We start from the raw sequence: 17,878 nt of genomic DNA on the forward strand, positions 1-17,878 counted from the left end.
CGTCGAAACTGGGGCATAACACGTCAGACGGACGTCAGACGCAGGGGGAAAACTAATAACTATTCGTCTGCAAGGACGCTTTAAATTATGGATTCGATAATTGACGACGCTATCGACGAGGCAGAACAAGACGGGGAGGACGCGGCTGGCGGAACTGTCGACGAAACGACATCGACGCCGTCACAGGACATGTCGACGTCGGGGACGATGTCCGACGAGGAACTGGCAAGCGTCGTCAAAGACCTGGAGACGAAGATCACGGTCGTCGGGTGTGGTGGCGCAGGCGGGAACACGGTCACCCGGATGATGGAGGAGGGAATCCACGGGGCTAAGCTCGTCGCCGCAAACACCGACGCACAGCACCTCGCCGACGAAGTCGCCGCTGACACCAAGATTCTCATCGGCCGCAAGCGTACCGGCGGCCGCGGTGCCGGTTCGGTCCCGAAAATCGGCGAGGAGGCCGCACAGGAAGATATCGAGGATATCCAGCAGTCCATCGACGGCTCGGATATGGTGTTCGTCACCGCCGGTCTCGGCGGTGGGACCGGTACCGGCGCGGCCCCGGTCGTCGCACAGGCTGCTCAGGAAGCCGGCGCGCTCACCATCTCTATCGTTACGATTCCGTTCACCGCCGAGGGTGAGCGCCGCCGTGCCAACGCCGACGCCGGGCTCGAACGACTACGCTCCGTCTCCGATACGGTCATCGTCGTGCCGAACGACCGCCTGCTGGACTACGCGCCGTCGATGCCGCTGCAGGACGCGTTCAAGATCTGTGACCGCGTGCTGATGCGCTCGGTCAAGGGCATGACCGAACTGATTACCAAACCCGGCCTCGTCAACGTGGACTTCGCCGACGTTCGCACCATCATGGAGAACGGCGGCGTCGCCATGATCGGTCTCGGCGAGTCCGACTCCGAGAACAAGGCCCAGGACTCTATCCGCTCGGCGCTTCGCTCCCCGCTGCTGGACGTAGAGTTCGACGGTGCGAACTCCGCGCTCGTCAACGTCGTTGGCGGCCCTGACATGAGTATCGAGGAAGCCGAGGGCGTCGTCGAGGAGATCTACGACCGCATTGACCCCGACGCTCGCATCATCTGGGGCGCGTCGGTCAACAACGAGTTCGAGGGCAAGATGGAGACGATGATCGTCGTCACCGGTGTCGAGAGCCCGCAGATCTACGGCCAGAGCGAGGCCGAACAGGAGAAGGCCGCCCAGCAACTCGGCGAAGACATCGACTACGTCGACTAAACCGCCTCGTCGTCTCAGCTTTTTTATTTTTCTCTAATCGCCAGAACGTACAGCTGTATCTACATTTTTCCTATCATAAGTGATATTCTCGCCGAAAAGCGTTTATCCGGAAATTCGGACTCTTTCTCTATGTACTCAGATTCGAGGCGTGGTGTTCTCAAAAAATGTATTGCAGCTGGGAGCTTGGGACTCTCGTCCGGCTGCCTTGGCTCTCTGAGCGGGAGCGGTGACACTGTACAGTTTGGTGCGCTCCTCCCACTCAGTGGGACGCTCGCACCACTCGGGCAACATGGCAAGCGTATGGTCGAGCAGGCAGCGAGCGATGTCAACGCAGGCGGTGGTATCGGCGGTACCGACGTCGAAGTGACCGTCCTCGATACCGAAGCTAGCGCCGAAACCGCTGTCGAGCAGTATCGAACGCTTGTCGACCGTGGTGTCATCGGTTTCGTCGGTGGCCTCGTCAGTGACGCGTCGCTCGCTCTCGCACCCGAGGCGGCCAACGACGAGATTATGGAAGTCAGCCCCGCCAGTACTGCCCCACAACTATCGACCGCCGGCCGATCCAACGGGCGGAAATACTTCGGCCGAACGGTGCCGAACGACGGGGCACAAGCGGTAGTGATGGCGAAAGCTGTCGACGACTCGCTGTACATCGACGCGGACTCCGTCGCGCTACTGAGCATCGACAATTCATTCGGTGCCGGGCTGGCAGAGGCACAACGCGCGGCACTAGACGCCGAGGTCGTCGCCGATGTTCGGTACGACCCGTCGTCGGAATCGTTCGACGACACGCTCGCAGACGTGTTCCAGAACGACCCCGATGCCGTCAGCTTCACCAGCGCCACTGGGCAAGAGCGCGGCATCCTCGATGCGTACGGTCAGTCGGAGTACGACGTTCCATGGGTCCTGTCTGCGGGGATGTTCGGCGGCGATCTCCCGTCGTACTACGATGGGTTCTACAGTGCGTCACTGTCCTCTGCGCGAACGCAGGCGTACTTCGAACTCGTCCGCCGACTCTCGGATATCGACCAGCCCAGAGCGTACTCGGTCAACGCCTACGACGCGCTGTTTTTGATGGCGTGTGCCGCCGAACAGGCCGGTGAAGCCAGCGGACCGGCAATCGCCGAGACCATTCAATCAGTCTCCGGCGGGTCTGGACACACTGTTTCAGTCGGTGACTTCGGTCGTGTTCGGTCACTCACTGACGCAGGCCGAGCAGTGAACTATCAGGGCGCGTCCGGAAGCGTTGACCTGACTTCGAACCTTGAACCCCTGAGTTCGTACCTGATCGAACGAGTCAATAACGGGTCAGTCGAGTCACTGGAGCTATTGCAACCGCAGTTCTTCAAATCGGGAGGGACCCAATGAGTTCGCTCCCGAGCCGGATGGTTCAGGCGACGGAGCGTGCGCTCCCTGACGTTATTCGGCGGCGGTACGCGGCGAAGTTCGGCGTCCTGTTGCTCGGCGTGGTCATCGTGCTCGCGCTCGGCGGCGCAGCGATCCACCTCGACACCGGGTCCCTGGTCGAGTCACAGACCGAGGAGCAGATCCTCGGCGTTGCAGAGTCCCAGTCGAGTTCCGTGTCGAGTTGGGTCTCGAACAAGCAATCCACTGCGTCGTTCCTCGCGGCGTCTATCGGTGATCGGTCCGAGTCAACCTCTGATACAGACCACCAGCGGTGGCTCGAACAGAAGCTCATTGGGCTCCCGGGAGATGTCCGTGCGCTGCATTACGTCGATACTGCTGACGGCACAGTCACCGCCAGCACCGACGACAACCTGAACGGCGTTGCACTGAGCGACGTTGACGACCCGTGGACCGACGCGAGTGGTGCAATCGTCTCATCGGGACCAACGGGCACGTCCGAAGCGTACCAGAGCGGTAACGAATCGGTTATCGCGTTCGTCCAGCCCGTCTCCGGTACCGACGAATACGTCGTGCTGACGGCCTCGCTCGAGGCTCGCTCCCACGAGTTCACGTCACCGTTTGCGACCGGGGATGTGAAAGTCGTCGGGTCGAACGGCCAAATCATACTCGACAACCGGAAAAGCTCGATTCTCGAAGAGTACGCGGCGACCGGGGATGCGACCGACACGAGTGTCGAAGCAGCACTGAACGGCGAAACCGGTTACAAGTCCGTCTCCGCCAGAACGGGGATGGAAGACGGGCAATACGTGATGGCGTACACGCCCGTGACCGGCACTGAGTGGGCGTTGCTGTATCACGTGCCACAGGACCGCGCGTTCGCACTGCAGTCGGCTGTCTCCCAGAACATCGCGCTCCTGGTGGCGCTTGCCGTCGGAGCGCTGTTCGTCGTCGGTGTGACAATCGGGCGCGGAACCGCGAACGCACTCTCCCGCGTGGCCGAAAGCGCCGAGGACATCGCCGCGGGTGAGATCAACAGTACCCTCCCCGAGACCACGCGCGTCGACGAAATGGGACAGCTGTACGACTCCTTCGCGTCGATGCAGGCGTACCTGACGACCGCCGCGGACCAGGCCGACGCGCTCGCTGCGAAGCGGTTCGACGACCCGGCGCTCGACGAGAACATTCCCGGCGAGTTCGGTGCGGCGCTGGAGGAAATGGGCGAGGATATCCAGACGTTGATCACTGACGTCGAGGCCGCCAGAGACGAGGCGGAGGCGGCGAAAGAAGACGCTGAGTCGATGGCGTCCGCCCTCGAAGCGAAGGCGGCCGAGTTCAGCAACGTGATGGACAAGTCGGCGGCCGGAGACCTCACCCAGCGGATGGCCACCGACAGCGACTACGACGCGATGGTCGATATCGCGGAGAGTTTCAACGAGATGATCGCGGAACTCGAACGGACGGTCAACCGCATCGAAGGGTTCGCCGGCACCGTCGACAGTTCGACGGAGACCATTTCGGCAAGCGCACAGGAGGTGCGGTCGGCCAGCGAGTCGGTGAGCGAGTCGGTGCAACAGATCGCCGAAGGCGCTGACGAGCAAAACCGGAACATCCAGCAGGTGAGCGACGAGATGACCGACCTGTCTGCGACTGTCGAGGAAATCACCTCGTCCACTGACGAAGTCGCATCGAAGTCCCAGCAGGCCGTCAACGATGGCGAATCCGGCCGTGAATACGCCGAGCAGGCCGCCGCCGAAATCGAGGCGCTCGAACGGAAGTCCACCGAGGCTATCGAACAGGTGGAGTCCCTCGCAGAGGAGATGGAGCGCATCGGCGAGGTCACGACGCTCATCGACGAGATCGCGGAGCAGACGAACATGCTCGCGCTCAACGCGAACATCGAAGCCGCTCGGGCCGGTGAAGCGGGCGAAGGGTTCGCCGTCGTGGCCCGCGAGATCAAGACGCTCGCCGAGGAGACCCAGGAAGCGACGACTGATATCGAGTCGATGATCGACGACATTCGATCCCGGACGGACACCACCGTCGAAGACATGCGGGACATGGGCGAGAGCGTCGACACCGGGAAAGAGACGGTCGAAAACGCGACCGACTCGCTGACCAGTATCGTCCAGCAGGTCAATGAAGCCAACGACGGCGTCCAGGCTATCAGCGACGCGACCGACGAGCAGGCGGCTTCGATGGAAGAAGTCGTCTCGATGGCCGAGGAAGTCGGCTCGATCAGCGAGGAGACATCCGCCGAGGCCGAAAACGTCGCCGCGTCCGCCGAGGAACAGACGGCGTCGATCACGGAGGTCACCGAGAAGATACAGTCGCTCTCCAGTCAGGCGACTGACCTCAAGGAGCTTATCGACCAGTTCGAAACCGGCGATGCCGGTGACGGTAGCGAACTGGGGACACACGGATCGGGCGGAACTGCGCTGACTGACGACTGATCGAACGAATTCGGACGATCCATTGCGGGTATCGGCCGCTCTGTCGGCTGATTTTTTCGTGGCCGCTATACTCTCTGAGGAGTGCAGGCTCGTCGTCGCGCACCACAATATAGAAAAGCCACCAGTGGGTACGACCCGCTATGGACGTTCCATACGATCTCACCTCCTACATCCGCGTACTCAAACTGGCGAGTACGCCGTCGTGGGAGGAGTTCTCCCAGATCGCGAAAATCGCCGGCGCGGGAATCGCGCTGGTCGGACTGCTCGGGTTCATCATCTTCGCCGTGATGACCTTCATCCCTGGCAGCAAGCCGGTGTAAACTGATGGGGATCTACGCAGTCAAAACCACGGCCAGTCAGGAGCGCACCGTCGCGGACATGATCATCTCCCGTGAGGAAGACGAGATCCACGCCGCGCTCGCGCCGGACTCGCTCACCAGCTACGTGATGGTGGAAGCGGACGATCACAACGTCTTCGACCGCATCCTCGACGAGATTCCCCACGCCAACGGCGTCGTGCAGGGCGAGTCCTCGATGGCGGAAGTCGAGCACTTCCTCTCCCCGAAACCGGACGTGGAAGGCATCGCGGAGGGCGACATCGTCGAACTCATCGCCGGCCCGTTCAAGGGCGAGAAGGCGCAAGTCCAGCGCATCGACGAGGGCAAGGATCAGGTCACCGTCGAACTGTACGAGGCGACGGTCCCGATTCCGGTTACCGTGCGTGGTGACCAGATTCGGGTGTTGGATAGCGAGGAGCGCTGAGCGCAGCGAAACGCGCCTCGTTCAACTCGACCGGGGAGCGTAGCCGTCCGTGAGAGACCGGGATAATCCTTCTTCGGCGACGTACCAATTGATACGCCGTCTCCGTTTTCAAAAACGCGCAGTTGCTACGCTTCGCCGCCTTCCAGTCGGTCGATGACCTCGCTCATGTTCGCGGCGGCCTCGACGGATTCCTTGATCTGTTCGCGGCGGCGGACCTCGGCGGCGGAGGCGTCGTAAGCGCGAACGTACTCCGCGCGGGAGTGTTCGTCGAACGCGTGCTTGATAGCGAAGTAACCGTCGGGGACGACGGCACCGCAGACCTTGCACTCGATGCGGTCGTGTTCGACCGACTGGTGGATGATGAGTTCCTCGACGCGGTCGAACTGTCTGTCGTCCCCTTCGATGTCGCACTCCCAGCGTGGCATTTGCTCAGTGGCAGGCGACGCGGGGTTAAAAACGTTGGCTGCATCTGTCAGCGGTCTGTCTCGCAGACTATCGAAACGGAAACCCCTAATGGCAGTACGGAGTTAGCGTTGACCGTGCAACCCGAGGGGTATGCCGTTGATCTCCACGTGAAAGTGCTCGACGACAGGGTTGTCGAGCGCGCGAAGGCACGTGGCCTCGACGCGCTGGTGTATGCACCGCACTTCACGCGGCTACCGGAGATACGGCGGCAAGCAGAGACGTTTTCCGACGAAGAGCTGACTGTGTTTCCAGCCAGAGAGATATTTACTGGCACCTGGCAACAGCGCCGGCACGTGCTAGGCATCGGACTCGAAGAGCCGATCCCGGATTTCATTACCTTCGACGGCGCGATGCGAGAACTGGACCGCCAAGACGCGGCTGTACTGGTTCCCCATCCCGGCTTTCTCAACGTGAGCCTCGGACTGGACGACATCGAAGCGTACGACGACAGTATCGACGCGCTGGAAGTGTACAATCCCAAGCAGTTGTCCCACCACCGAGACCGCGCGCAGTCGTTCACGTCGGAGACTGGCCACGAGCCGTTCGTCTCGTCGTATGCCCATGTCCGCGGGACCGTCGGTGAGGCGTACGTGACCTTCACCGAGGCATTCGACGACGTGGCGGCGCTCAGTACGGCGCTGAAAACCGACGTGGAGCGGTCGCTGTTCCACCGCGACGGTCTCTCGCACGGCCTCCGCCGGGCGGTCGAGTGGGCGCATCTGGGGCTGGAAAACACCTGGGGCAAGTTCGACCGACTAATGTTGCAGGGGACAGAGCCGACACACCCTGACCACGTCGCGTACGACGGTCGATTCAACGACGTGCGGGTCTACTAAACTAAGAACGCGCTGTTCTCGACGACGAAGGTTCTGACCGTTGGCGGCAGGTACTGTGGGAGCACGTGGACGAGCAGGGCAACCGCGAGCAGTTCGAAGGCAGTAATCACGACGGTAACGGCTTCAGCGCGGTCGCTTGACGTTGTCACGCCTGTCGGCGAGCCGTACTCTGTGTCCGAGAACGGGTAAAACAGCGCGATGCCCCGTCGGGAGCCGAAGTAGTCAAGCACGTAGTGCGTGAGGACGCCGAGCCACACCCACTGCAGATTGCCGCCGTGATACAGCGGATGCACCAGGAATATCACGAGGACGGGGATGTTGTGCAGCGTCTTGCGGTGCTTGCCGAAGGCGGTGTCGACATCGGGGAACAGTGCGCCCAGGACGATTGGAAGGAACACCTCCGCGATTGTCGCGAAGGTCGTCACGTCGCCCGAGGGGTCGAGAACGTACCCCAGTCCGATGCTCAGGAGGACGGCGTTCAGGACGTGCCCGCGTTTGTTCATCTACCGGACCGTCTGTGTCCCAACTGAAAGAGCTTACTACTCCTGTACTGCGGTTTCCAGGTCTCGGAGCGCCTGTGTCGCGATGGCCGCCTTGATTTCGCGACGGGTGCCGTCGAACTCGTAGCGAGATACCGTCACGCCGGACTCGTTGGTCCCCCACGGGGCGGCCTCGGCAACGGCGATGTACACCGTGCCGACGGGCGTCTCCGGTGAGCCACCGCTGGGCCCGGCGACGCCGGTTGTGGCGACGGCCCAGTCGGTCCGGGCGGTGTCGCGAACGCCCCGAGCCATTTCGATAGCGACCGGCTCAGAGACCGCGCCGTGAGCGTCCAGCGATTCCCGCGAGACGGCCAGCAGTTCCCGCTTGGCTTCGTAGGAGTAGGTGACCAGTGCGCGGTCGAAGTAATCGCTGGAGCCAGGTATGTCCGTTATTTTCGACCCGACAAGGCCACCGGTACAGGACTCCGCGGTGGCGACCGTAGCAGCAGCTTCTCGGAGACGCTTGCCGACGCGCTTCTCGACCGGGTCCGCTGTCTCGTCTGCCATTGCCGGTGTTTGTCGTGACAGGCGAATAAGCGTTCAGGGCGGGATACTTTCAGTTCAGAGACACAACTGCGTGTGTGAGCTATCAGACGACGCTTGGCTGGTCACTCGTAACGTCGGGCCTCGTGACGCTGTTCCTCTGGGTCTTGCCGGGGTCGGACCTCCTGTGGGGACTGCTGTTGCTGGTCATCGGCGGACTGACGCTGTACGTCCGCCAGTAGACAGAAAAGCAGACGGGGCCGGCAGTCGGAGTGGACATATGGACTATACGGAACCCCAGTTCTTCCGGGTCATGCAGTACGCAGCCCGGGCCGACCGGGACGTGGTGGACATGGTGTCGGGCAATCCCGACTGGGACCCGCCTGAGGGACTTCGGGACGGGCTTCGAGACTACGCCGAAGCCTCGGCCGACGACTACCAGTATCCACCCAGTGTTGGGCTGACGCCGCTCCGCGACGAAATCGCCGCTCGGCGTGGCGTAGACCGGGACCGCGTGATCGTCACGAACGGCGCTGGCGAGGCGAACCACCTCGCGATGACCGGCGGACTCCATCGCTTCGACGGCAACGAGATCCTCCTGACTGACCCCGTCTATCCCTACTACGCCGGCCGGGCCAACTTCATCGGCGCGGACATCTCCTTCGTTCCGGTCGACGAGAGCAACCGACTGAAACCAGCAGACGTTCGGGCGGCCGCAAGTGAGGAGACTGCCGTCATCGTCGTCAATTCGCCGAACAATCCGACAGGTGCGGTGTACGACGCCGGCGCGATGGCCGAGTTCGCGGCCATCGCCGAGGAGTACGACGCCCTACTACTCAGTGACGAAGTGTACGACCACTTCGACTACGCAGGTCGGTTCAGTTCGGCACTGCACGCCGATTCTGACCACGTCGTCGCCACCAACTCCTTCTCGAAAACGATGGCTATCACCGGCTTCCGGGTCGGCTGCGCGATTTTCCCGCCGGAGGATGGCCCGAACGGGGCACTCCTTGAGCGCGCTCGCACTCAGCACATGCTCACGAACGTCACCGGAAGCAGACCGGCCCAGTACGCCGTCCTGCGGGCGCTGAAGACGACGAGTCCGGACTACTACGCCGCCTGTCGACGGCGGCTCGAAGAACGCGTCGACGACTTCTGTGCCGCACTGGCTGCGGCCGGTGCCGAGTACAACCGCCCCGACGGTGGCTTCTACGTGATGGCGCGGTTCCCCGATTTCCCTGGGTCCTTCGAGAACGTGTACGAACTCATCGACGAAGCCGGCGTCGCCGGGATGCCCGGCGAGGCCTTCGGCGAGTCTCGGCGCGACTGGATACGGTTCGCACTCGTGACTTCCCGTGTGGACGAGGCAGCCCACCGGCTGGCGAACTATTTCGAGTGAAAAGCTGTTGTCGGCTTAGCCGAATATTAGCTCCACGTCCAGCGCCCGCGCCAGCAGGTCGTCGTCGTAGTACTCCTCGGTCTGGGCAGGATGCGTCTCGTCGATGGCTCGAACAGTTTTCACGGTATTGGCGAAGTTCTTGTAGGTCGCTTCGTCGACCATCTGGCCGTCGACGACGACCGCGCCGGTCCCCTCGCGCTTGGCCTCGTTGAACGACTCGATCTTGTGGAGGTCTCGCTCCATTTCTTCCACTGTCGGCATGTGGATGCGGTTCGCCTGTTCGGTCTGCTTGGGGTGCAGCGACCACGAGCCGTCGATGCCGATAGTCGCCTCGTACTCCACCTGATCGGCGTACCCCTCGGCGTTGTAGTAGGTGACGCCAGCGCGTCCGTGGAACAACTGGTCGAAGGGGCCGCCGATGGCGACGATGTCAGCCGCGCTCGTCTCGTTCGAGAGCGCTTCGAGCAGGCCGTCCCAGCGGGGCCGCTCGCCGTCGAGCGTGCGACCGCCGAGTTCCGCCGTGTAGTCCACCGGACCGAAGACGAGCCCGGAGAGCCGTGAGTCGGCCGCATACTGGCAGATTTCGCGAAGGTCCGAGCGACCTGGTGCCGTCTCAAGAATGATTGCCATCTCCAGCGTTCCCTCCGCAAGCCCGGCGTCGCGCTCCGCGTCGGCGACGACACCCGCTGCGTCGCGCACATCGTCGAGGCGGCCGGTCTTCGGGAAAACGAAGCCGTCGAGTTCCTCGCCGACCTCATCGGCCAGGCGAGTCACCTGCTCGATGCCGCGCTCACGGGCGTCGGCGTCGTCGTAGGCCCATTCGACCCGCGGGAGGATGTCCCCCGCGAACTCGTCGGCGTGGTCGGGGACGTGCTCGACAATGTTGTCGACGGCCTCGTCTTTCATCGACGGCGCGGTCCCGTCCTCGATGTCTGGGACAAGCCAATCGGGGGCCTGAAATCCCTCGCTGGTGAGTCCCGAGACGAGGAACTTCGCGCTGTTGTCGTTCGGTATCGCGGCCGGTGCGGTCTGGAATGTGCGACAGAGTCGTGTCATGTATCTCGCTGAATGAGTGCGGTTCGCCGGCCCGAGTAGACCGGGGTCTGGTCCTGATTGAACGCGACGTGCTCGAACGTGACCGCGCCGGCCTGCTCCGGTCCGGCGTCGGGATCGCAGTCGAGGACGCGGGTGAAGCCGTAGATAGTGTCCCCGAGCGTGACGAAGTCGTGGAACCGCTCGTCGGCGAACCGTCGCTCGCGGTAGGTCGCCTCGTCGGAGCGAGCGTGTGCCAGTGCGATGGAGCGGGTCACGTCGCCGTACGCGACAATATCGCCCGACGGCGAGTCGGCCATCTCGTCGCGGTTGTGGTGCTGGCGAGCAGTGTTGAGCGTCGCCAGCGGCAGGCCGGCGACCAGCTGGTCGTCCATCGTCCGCCCGCGTTCGTGGCGGTAGGCGACAGCGGCGTTCTCCTTTTGAGCGGTGTCGAGCGCCCGCCGGAAATCTTCGAAGCGCTCCCCCTCGGGCGAGAGGAGGGTGTCAGGCACCGCCGGTCCACCGTCGTCCTGCTCGCCCATCGCACCGCCGTCGGTCGCTGCCGGTTCGCGGCGCGGTATCATGTTCGTCCGCCGATACGACACCAGCGTCTCGCCGGTCTCGCGGTCCCGGCCTTCCGTCTCCCAGGTGACGATGCCGTACTTCGGCCGGGAGGACGACGTGCGGGTGTCGACAACGGTCGAGGTGACCGACAGCGGCGTCCCCGCCATCGCTGGCTGGTGGAACTCTACGTCGTCGCGGCCGAGGAAGTAGCCGCCCTTCTCCGAGAGGTCCTCGACGGTGATACCCATCACGCACGCAATGAGGTAGTCCGGATGGACCGGGCGCGCCTCGAAGCCACGCTCGCGGGCGGTGTCGGCCCGCCAGTACGCCGGGTCGTGGTTGAGCGTCTGTCCCATCCACTGCTCGCTGCCGTGATGGGAGAGTCTGAGGCCGGGGTCGTGCGCGAGTTCGTCACCCTCAGCGAAGAACTCGAAGAAGTGGCCCTTCTCCCTGGTCTCGGCCCGGTCGAGAAGCCTATCGAACGTCACAGCGTCCGAGAGGTCCACGGCGTCCGGGTCGGACCAGTCAGTCATCGGCCGGCACCTCCCGTGTAGCGTCCCGTCTGGCAAGCGCCCGCCGCATCTCGTTCGTGACGACCATGAACCCCTCGTCGAAGCCCATGCCCGGTTTTGCCAGCACCTGCGCAGCGTCGGTCGCCAGCGCGACGTGGGCACAGGCCCGTGCCGAGGTCACGGTCTCGTTGCAGGTGCCGCCGACGTAGGCACGGGTGTCCGTGCCGTCACAGTACAGCACCGCCTCAGCCGAGCGCTGGATGCCGCCGAGGTCCGGCGTCTTGATCTGGACGAGGTCGGCCGCTTCCGCGTCGACGAACGCCTGCACGTCCTCGAAGGTGTTGCACCACTCGTCGGCGACGATGTCCACGTCGACGCCCGCACCGGCCAGTCCTTCGCGGAGTTCGGCCATCTCGGCTATCTGTGCCTGCCGGCCGCCGGCGTCCATCGGCCCCTCGACCTGCAGGGGGTACGGCGCGGCGGCCTCCCGCAGCGTCTCGAAGTAGTCCGTCACCTCGGTCCGGTCGTAGGGCGGCCCGAACACCTTCCCGAGGATGCCGTACACGTCGACGTGAAACCGCGGCGAGTACGGCTCCGGACCGAGCGCCGTCGCCCGGTCGGAGAGCCACGCGAGGTAGTCACGCAGCCCCTCGCCGTTCTCGCCGACCTTCTCGACGCTGTTGAACAGGCCGTGAGGGAGCACCGGCACGCCCTTGATGAGCATCTTCTCGGCGTTGATGCGGCGCTCGTCGCCCGATTGCCCGAACACCGGGACCGGTGAAGTCGCCGGCTCGGTGTCGTAGGTGTCGGCGAGCACGTCCGTCGGCGTCACCCTCCGCGCTTGCGCGGCGGCGTTCAGCAGCGCCTGCGACACGCCGTATCGGACCGCAGTGTGGAGTTGGCCACCGCCCGAACGTTCGGCGTCCATCTCCTCCAGCATCGTCGCGTTGGCCCCGAACTGGGTCGCGTCCTGGCCGCGGAGGGCGTCGGCGACGGGTCCCTCGACGACCGGGCGGTACTTCTCGGCCCGGAACAGCGGGTCGCGGCCGCCGGCTCCGGAGTACTGGACCGCGGCGCAGTCGCCGGTGGCGATGGAGCCGTCGGCGAGTTCAATCTCCACGATCAGCGCCTCGCCGGCCTCGCGGATACGGTCGAACCCCTCGGTGACCGGCTGACCGTCGTAGGCGAACCCGGTCTGGGTCGCTCCGTCCTTGATTGCCTGCTGGTCGTCGAAGAAAAAGCCGGAAAGGCCGGGAACGGTCCGAACGTCCTCAATCCGCATCGCTTGCACCCCCCGCGGGTCTATTGTCGCCGGTCGGACGCCCGATGAGCTTCCCGTCGCTGATGGCGTCCACGTCGTCGGCGACCATCCGGAACGACTGGTCGCGGCCCTCGGTCTCGGCCCGTTCGCCGAGCCGTGCGGCGTGGATCTCCTTGATTTCGTCCGGGAGCGCGAGGTCCGCGAACTCGAAGATGCGGACCCGGCCGTCGTCGTCTCTGGCCGGCAGCACCGCGCCCTTGGCGGCGTCGCTCGGCGCGAAGGGCACGTCCAGTGCACCGCTGTCGAAGGCGTTGATGACCCCCTGTGCCACGTCGCCGTCGCCGGCCTCGTAGATAGCGTCCATCAGCGCTCGTGTCTCCCGTTCGATGAGCGCCTGTTCCTCGTCGATACCCCCCAGGTCGATGTCCTGTTCGATCATCATATCGATGAGTTGTCTCGTCGTTCGCAGTCCGGCCGCGTTGGCTTCCTTCGTCGGCACGCCCTGGAACTCCTGGGCGGACTTCGTGATGACTTTGTCCGGCTGGGCGACGGCCGCCGTCGCGCCGCCGAGACTGATGACGCCGTTGGCTCGGGCCTCGTCGGGCGGGAAGCCGCCCATCCACTCGTGGAAGACGGTCGTGACGGTCACCTCGTCGCGGAGGTACTCGTTGCCGAGCTTCCGCAACGCCCGCAGCGCCGCCACGTCCTGCACGAGGTTTCCGACCTGTCCGTAACCCAGCGTCAGCGACCGGACACCCTGCGTCGCGGCGAGTTCGCCCTCGACGAGCATCACCGCGATGGCGATGCTCGGCGGGACGAGGGTGCCGGTCAGCGGCCCGAAGGGCTCGCGGTTGATGGTCACGCCACGCTCAGTGTAGGCCCCGCAGAGCCGGTCGACGAACTGCCAGTGCTCGATTGTCGTCGCGAGGTCGTGCCGTTTGGTGTACGGAATATTGTAGGAGATCGGCCCGCCCTCGAAGCTCTGGAACCCACCGGCGAGCGTGACCATCGCCAGGAGCCGGGCGTCGGGCGTGCCGTGGCGGACCTCGACAGGTGCGTCCAGCGCGCGGATAAGTCGTCGACAGTCCTCGACGCCGTGATTGACCGCTGGAAACCCGTTCAGTTCGTTCTCGTCGCTGCCGCGGGAGGCAGCCAGTCCCTCCTCTGCTTTCTCATACTCGTTGTCACGCGTGTACGAGTCGATGGTCGTCGGCAGGAGGTCCGCGCCGCCCTCGTCCTGCAGGTACCGCAGCAGGTCGATCTGTTCTTCGAGGCAGGGGACGCCCGCCCGCGGCTGGAGGAGCGGCTGGTCAGCCGACTCCAGCACGGTGGCGAACTGCTTCGAGGCCGGCAGTGACTCGTGGAAGGCAATAGCTTCCTCGAAGTCGACTTCGCGGCCTGTGTGCCAGTTGTCTCTGAGATCGTTTGCGATGCGCTGTAGCTGGTCGTCGCTGAGTCGCTCGTCAGTTGGCATAGTCACCCGTCAACCCTGATCTGCTCCGCCTCTGTTGTCGTCAGTTGCAGGTCTTCGCGGAGCATTTCGATAGCCTCCTCCGGGTCCGTTTCCGCGTCGAAGACGCGGTCGAAACCCATCTGTCGGAACGTCGCCTGCGTCTCCTCGAAGTCGGACTGTCCGACGGCAAGGTTCCCACCGACGTACGTGAGCACGTCGAGCCCGGCGTCGTCGAGCTCGTCGTGCAGCCCCTCGCAGTCCTGGCGGGCGTGCCCGTACAGGGAGGATACCAGTACTGCCTCGGCGTCGTGAGATTTCGCGGCGGAGACGAACTCGTCCTGTGCGGTCTGGACACCGAGGTTGATTACCTCGAAGCCAGCGGCCGAGAGCGCCTGCTCTAGAATCGTGATGCCGACGACGTGCGCGTCGGAGCCAATCACGCCGAGGATAACGGTCCGGGGCATGTACTACGTCGTCGTCGTCGGGTAGTGATAAACCTAATGGTCTTTCATGATAATATGGCCTTAAGGAATTTATAATGGACGTTCAAGAAGGTTTATGCGGCCGCCCCGTCGTGGTTTTCGCATGGGTGCGCTTGACGACTTGCGTGTGCTCGACCTGACACAGGTCCTCGCTGGACCGTACTGTACGATGTTGCTCGCAGACATGGGCGCGGACGTGGTAAAGGTCGAACGCCCCGGCGGCGACCTCATCAGGTCGAACCCGCCGTTCCTGAGCGACGGCGACGAAGAAGCCTACGGCGGCTACTTCCAGAGCGTCAACCGTGGGAAACGCTCGCTGGAACTCGACCTTGGGGCCGATGAAGACCGCGAGGCGTTCCTTTCACTCGTCGAGCGCGCAGACGTGGTCGTCGAGAACTTCAAGGCCGGCACGATGGAGAAATTCGACTGCGGCTACGAGACGCTCCGGGAGCATAACCCGGACCTCATCTACTCTTCCATCCGAGGCTTTGGCGACCCGCGAACGGGCGAAACCCACCGACAGGGCCAGCCGTCGTTCGACCTTATTGCGCAGGCGCTGGGCGGAGTCATGGAAATCACGGGGCAGTCGGACGGACCGCCGACGAAGGTCGGCCCCTGTCTCTTATACACATCTCTGATGGCGCGANGAGATGTGTATAAGAGACAGCACTGGGGAGGGGCAGTACGTCGATACGGCGATGTACGACTCGATGGTGTCGCTGTGTGAGCGAACAGTGTACCAGTACTCCTGTGACGGCGAGTCACCGACCCGGCAGGGGAACTCTCACCCGACGCTGTTCCCGTACGATTCCTTTGAGGCCGCCGACGGCCACGTCGTCATCGCGGCGTTCGCCGACGGCCACTGGGAGGCGCTGTGTGAGGCGATGGAGCGTCCGGACCTCGCCGCGGACTACCCTGATGCTGGCAGTCGGATCGCGAACCGAGAGTCTCTGCGCCGCGAGATCGCTGACTGGACCACCACCATCGACTCGGAGACGCTCCTCGATCTGCTCGAAGGGCGCGTGCCGGCCGCGCCAGTCCAGAACACCGCCGACATCTTCGACGACCCACACATCCGCGACCGGGAGATGCTCACCGATGTCGACCAGCCCGGTGCCGACGGGAAGATGACCATCGCCGGCAGTCCGATAAAGATGACCGAGACGATGCCCTCACCCGGTGGTCGCGCGCCGCTGCTAGACGAGCACAGGGCGGAACTGCTCGATGAAGCCGGAGTCGACACGGGGACCAATCGGGTCGAAAGCGACGACTAATTGGCAACTGCCGGCAATTTTCACCACATCAGGGCAGGACCATTATCTATCATGAGCCGTAGAATAGGCTATGGTCGAAGTTCCAGATGCACTCAGTACATTGTTCAGTGCGCGAGTAGAGACTGACGGGGACCGATATATTGTCGAGATTCCGAAAAGCGAAGTGTCCCACGGAGCGATTTCGCCGGGCGAGACCTACCGTGTCGGACTGCTCTCGCAGGTCGATGCCAGCTCGTCGGCGACAGCCCAGCCGCAGACGCCCACACAGGATACCGACCCGGAGCGAGCCGACACCGGCGTGCCGCAACCGCCGGTCGACGAGGGCGAAATCCGAAACGTGACCATCGAATCGCTCGGCGACCAGGGCGACGGCATCGCCAAGGTCGAGCGGGGCTACGTCGTCATCGTCCCCGACGGCGAACCGGGCGACTCGCCGACCGTCGAAATCGAGACCGTACAGGAGAACGTGGCGTTTGCGAGCGTCGTTGACAACGACGGCCGGACCGTATAGCGGACCAGTTCCGTTTTCAACGGCCCAGTGACCGCCGGGCTGGCAGTCCTTACAGGGCCGGAACAAACAGTCATAGCGGGTCGCTCGGCCGACCTACCCCCACTTGAATGGAATCTGTCGGACGTGGTAGAGGTCGAAGAACGACTAGTAATCACAGCATCACAAACGTTTATATGATTTAAATCCGGTATTTAAAACACTATATGGTCGACCCAAAAGAGAGCATTGACATCGAAAATGTCGTTGCTTCGACCGGTATCGGACAAGAACTCGACCTTGAGAGCGTCGCGATGGACCTGGAGGGGGCCGACTACGACCCCGAGCAGTTCCCGGGCCTCGTCTATCGGACACAGGACCCCAAATCCGCCGCGCTCATCTTCCGGTCGGGCAAGATCGTCTGCACTGGTGCGAAGTCGACGGACGACGTCCACCAGAGTCTCCGCATCGTCTTCGACAAGCTCCGCGATCTGAATATTCAGGTCGACGACGACCCCGAAATCGTCGTCCAGAACATCGTCAGCTCCGCGGACCTCGGGAGTTCGCTCAACCTCAACGCCATCGCCATCGGCCTTGGGCTTGAGAACATCGAGTACGAGCCCGAGCAGTTCCCGGGCCTCGTCTACCGACTTGACGAACCCGACGTGGTCGCGCTGCTGTTCGGTTCAGGGAAACTCGTCGTCACCGGCGGGAAGCGAAAGGAGGACGCGGAGGAAGCCGTCGACACTATCGTCGAGCGGCTCAGCGACCTCGGCCTGCTGGACTAACGGCTCGGTGCCAGTGACTGGGCGGCGATCAGTCACAGCCCGTTTTTCCGTTCACTACCGTCCCGACGCTACTCGCAGAGAGCGACAGCGATGGACTCGAACCCCGCGGTTCAAATACCGGGACGACTAACCCCGGTTCAATGGCAGACCCCGCCTCGACGGGCACGGAGTCCTGGCGCACGTATTTCGGCTTCGACGAGCCCTACGAGAACCAGGCCGACGCCGTCGAACGAGCCATCGAGGCGGGCAAGGCACGCGGCTTTCTTGCGATGGAGGGCCCCTGCGGGACCGGCAAAACGATGGCCGCGCTCACCGCTGGCGCGACGCTGGTCCGCGATACGGACCTGTACGAGCGGATGGTCGTCGTCACGCCAGTGAAACAGCAACTCCAGCAGTTCGTCGACGACCTGCGAGCGCTCAACGCCGGCATCGAGGAGCCGTTCGCCGGCATCTCGCTGGTCGGCAAGCGCGA

At 63.6% G+C, this 17,878-nt stretch carries 18 protein-coding genes and 2 pseudogenes (1 of these 20 running past the window's edge); 12 read left to right on the forward strand and 8 right to left on the reverse strand.

Features of this window, described 5'->3' with window-relative positions:
• Positions 1-87 precede the first annotated feature (87 nt).
• From ftsZ to C444_RS11200, 5 genes are all read left to right on the forward strand, one after another.
• Positions 88-1,248, forward strand: a complete 1,161-nt coding sequence (gene ftsZ / locus C444_RS11180; RefSeq protein ID WP_004592941.1) for a cell division protein FtsZ — start codon at positions 88-90, stop codon at positions 1,246-1,248.
• Between the two features lie 129 nt (positions 1,249-1,377).
• Positions 1,378-2,616 carry an ABC transporter substrate-binding protein gene (locus C444_RS11185; RefSeq protein WP_239641293.1) on the forward strand — a complete coding sequence of 413 codons (1,239 nt, stop codon included), beginning with the start codon at positions 1,378-1,380 and terminating at the stop codon, positions 2,614-2,616.
• The gene (locus tag C444_RS11190) at positions 2,613-5,066 is read left to right on the forward strand and encodes a methyl-accepting chemotaxis protein (RefSeq protein WP_004592943.1); all 2,454 of its coding nucleotides are present in this window, start codon (positions 2,613-2,615) and stop codon (positions 5,064-5,066) included. Before C444_RS11185 ends, C444_RS11190 begins: the two co-directional genes overlap by 4 nt.
• A gap of 140 nt (positions 5,067-5,206) precedes the next feature.
• Positions 5,207-5,386: a protein translocase SEC61 complex subunit gamma gene (locus C444_RS11195; protein ID WP_004592944.1), complete on the forward strand. Its 180-nt coding sequence runs from the start codon at positions 5,207-5,209 to the stop codon at positions 5,384-5,386.
• Positions 5,387-5,390: 4 nt separating this feature from the next.
• Positions 5,391-5,828 (forward strand): transcription elongation factor Spt5, encoded by a 438-nt coding sequence (locus C444_RS11200; RefSeq protein WP_004516836.1) that lies wholly within the window; start codon positions 5,391-5,393, stop codon positions 5,826-5,828.
• Between the two features lie 125 nt (positions 5,829-5,953).
• Here the strand turns inward: C444_RS11200 and C444_RS11205 are convergent, their stop codons facing one another.
• Positions 5,954-6,253 (reverse strand): DUF7565 family protein, encoded by a 300-nt coding sequence (locus tag C444_RS11205; RefSeq protein ID WP_004516837.1) that lies wholly within the window; start codon positions 6,251-6,253, stop codon positions 5,954-5,956.
• A gap of 114 nt (positions 6,254-6,367) precedes the next feature.
• Between C444_RS11205 and C444_RS11210 the strand changes: the two genes are divergently transcribed.
• The gene (locus C444_RS11210; RefSeq protein ID WP_004592945.1) at positions 6,368-7,129 is read left to right on the forward strand and encodes a PHP-associated domain-containing protein; all 762 of its coding nucleotides are present in this window, start codon (positions 6,368-6,370) and stop codon (positions 7,127-7,129) included.
• Here the strand turns inward: C444_RS11210 and C444_RS11215 are convergent.
• A complete protein-coding gene (locus tag C444_RS11215; protein WP_004592946.1) occupies positions 7,126-7,632 on the reverse strand; it encodes a metal-dependent hydrolase in 507 nt (168 codons plus the stop codon). The genes C444_RS11210 and C444_RS11215 overlap by 4 nt on opposite strands.
• A 36-nt stretch (positions 7,633-7,668) precedes the next feature.
• On the reverse strand, positions 7,669-8,178 hold the full coding sequence (locus C444_RS11220; protein ID WP_004592947.1) for a CinA family protein: 510 nt from the start codon (positions 8,176-8,178) through the stop codon (positions 7,669-7,671).
• 74 nt (positions 8,179-8,252) lie between these two features.
• Between C444_RS11220 and C444_RS22340 the strand changes: the two genes are divergently transcribed.
• Together C444_RS22340 and C444_RS11225 are read left to right on the forward strand one after the other, a co-directional pair.
• The gene (locus C444_RS22340) at positions 8,253-8,396 is read left to right on the forward strand and encodes a hypothetical protein (RefSeq protein ID WP_004592948.1); all 144 of its coding nucleotides are present in this window, start codon (positions 8,253-8,255) and stop codon (positions 8,394-8,396) included.
• Between the two features lie 38 nt (positions 8,397-8,434).
• Positions 8,435-9,553, forward strand: a complete 1,119-nt coding sequence (locus tag C444_RS11225) for a pyridoxal phosphate-dependent aminotransferase (RefSeq protein WP_004592949.1) — start codon at positions 8,435-8,437, stop codon at positions 9,551-9,553.
• Positions 9,554-9,568: 15 nt separating this feature from the next.
• On the opposite strand, the gene citE is transcribed toward C444_RS11225, so the two are convergent.
• From citE to glmS, 5 genes are read right to left on the reverse strand one after another with little or no spacing between them, the layout of a single operon-like run.
• Positions 9,569-10,609: an L-malyl-CoA/beta-methylmalyl-CoA lyase gene (gene citE / locus C444_RS11230; RefSeq protein WP_004592950.1), complete on the reverse strand. Its 1,041-nt coding sequence runs from the start codon at positions 10,607-10,609 to the stop codon at positions 9,569-9,571.
• Complete coding sequence (gene mch, locus C444_RS11235; protein WP_004592951.1) at positions 10,606-11,682, reverse strand: 2-methylfumaryl-CoA hydratase; 1,077 nt, start codon at positions 11,680-11,682, stop codon at positions 10,606-10,608. The genes citE and mch overlap by 4 nt, the downstream gene beginning before the upstream one ends.
• Positions 11,675-12,943: a methylaspartate ammonia-lyase gene (locus tag C444_RS11240; RefSeq protein ID WP_004592952.1), complete on the reverse strand. Its 1,269-nt coding sequence runs from the start codon at positions 12,941-12,943 to the stop codon at positions 11,675-11,677. The genes mch and C444_RS11240 overlap by 8 nt, the downstream gene beginning before the upstream one ends.
• A complete protein-coding gene (locus C444_RS11245) occupies positions 12,933-14,396 on the reverse strand; it encodes a methylaspartate mutase subunit E (protein WP_004592953.1) in 1,464 nt (487 codons plus the stop codon). The genes C444_RS11240 and C444_RS11245 overlap by 11 nt, the downstream gene beginning before the upstream one ends.
• A gap of 2 nt (positions 14,397-14,398) precedes the next feature.
• Positions 14,399-14,839 (reverse strand): methylaspartate mutase subunit S, encoded by a 441-nt coding sequence (glmS, locus tag C444_RS11250; RefSeq protein WP_004592954.1) that lies wholly within the window; start codon positions 14,837-14,839, stop codon positions 14,399-14,401.
• Positions 14,840-14,960: 121 nt separating this feature from the next.
• Here glmS and mct point away from each other — a divergent pair.
• From mct to C444_RS11270, 4 genes and pseudogenes are all read left to right on the forward strand, one after another.
• Positions 14,961-16,131: pseudogene (gene mct, locus C444_RS11255) on the forward strand (succinyl-CoA:mesaconate CoA-transferase).
• A gap of 70 nt (positions 16,132-16,201) precedes the next feature.
• Positions 16,202-16,642 carry a TRAM domain-containing protein gene (locus C444_RS11260; protein WP_004592955.1) on the forward strand — a complete coding sequence of 147 codons (441 nt, stop codon included), beginning with the start codon at positions 16,202-16,204 and terminating at the stop codon, positions 16,640-16,642.
• Positions 16,643-16,845: 203 nt separating this feature from the next.
• Positions 16,846-17,406 carry a TATA-box-binding protein gene (locus C444_RS11265; RefSeq protein ID WP_004516850.1) on the forward strand — a complete coding sequence of 187 codons (561 nt, stop codon included), beginning with the start codon at positions 16,846-16,848 and terminating at the stop codon, positions 17,404-17,406.
• A 140-nt stretch (positions 17,407-17,546) separates the two neighbouring features.
• Positions 17,547-17,878, forward strand: a pseudogene (locus C444_RS11270) (ATP-dependent DNA helicase) (it continues 2,079 nt past the right edge of the window).

This window comes from Haloarcula japonica DSM 6131 (assembly GCF_000336635.1).
GTDB lineage: Archaea > Halobacteriota > Halobacteria > Halobacteriales > Haloarculaceae > Haloarcula > Haloarcula japonica.

Coding starts and splice junctions, on each gene's coding strand:
- ftsZ (WP_004592941.1), top strand. CDS start 88: ATGGATTCGATAATTGACGACGCTATCGACGAGGCAGAACAAGACGGG.
- C444_RS11185 (WP_239641293.1), top strand. CDS start 1,378: ATGTACTCAGATTCGAGGCGTGGTGTTCTCAAAAAATGTATTGCAGCT.
- C444_RS11190 (WP_004592943.1), top strand. CDS start 2,613: ATGAGTTCGCTCCCGAGCCGGATGGTTCAGGCGACGGAGCGTGCGCTC.
- C444_RS11195 (WP_004592944.1), top strand. CDS start 5,207: ATGGACGTTCCATACGATCTCACCTCCTACATCCGCGTACTCAAACTG.
- C444_RS11200 (WP_004516836.1), top strand. CDS start 5,391: ATGGGGATCTACGCAGTCAAAACCACGGCCAGTCAGGAGCGCACCGTC.
- C444_RS11205 (WP_004516837.1), bottom strand. CDS start 6,253: ATGCCACGCTGGGAGTGCGACATCGAAGGGGACGACAGACAGTTCGAC.
- C444_RS11215 (WP_004592946.1), bottom strand. CDS start 7,632: ATGAACAAACGCGGGCACGTCCTGAACGCCGTCCTCCTGAGCATCGGA.
- C444_RS11220 (WP_004592947.1), bottom strand. CDS start 8,178: ATGGCAGACGAGACAGCGGACCCGGTCGAGAAGCGCGTCGGCAAGCGT.
- C444_RS11225 (WP_004592949.1), top strand. CDS start 8,435: ATGGACTATACGGAACCCCAGTTCTTCCGGGTCATGCAGTACGCAGCC.
- citE (WP_004592950.1), bottom strand. CDS start 10,609: ATGACACGACTCTGTCGCACATTCCAGACCGCACCGGCCGCGATACCG.
- mch (WP_004592951.1), bottom strand. CDS start 11,682: ATGACTGACTGGTCCGACCCGGACGCCGTGGACCTCTCGGACGCTGTG.
- C444_RS11240 (WP_004592952.1), bottom strand. CDS start 12,943: ATGCGGATTGAGGACGTTCGGACCGTTCCCGGCCTTTCCGGCTTTTTC.
- C444_RS11245 (WP_004592953.1), bottom strand. CDS start 14,396: ATGCCAACTGACGAGCGACTCAGCGACGACCAGCTACAGCGCATCGCA.
- glmS (WP_004592954.1), bottom strand. CDS start 14,839: ATGCCCCGGACCGTTATCCTCGGCGTGATTGGCTCCGACGCGCACGTC.
- C444_RS11260 (WP_004592955.1), top strand. CDS start 16,202: ATGGTCGAAGTTCCAGATGCACTCAGTACATTGTTCAGTGCGCGAGTA.
- C444_RS11265 (WP_004516850.1), top strand. CDS start 16,846: ATGGTCGACCCAAAAGAGAGCATTGACATCGAAAATGTCGTTGCTTCG.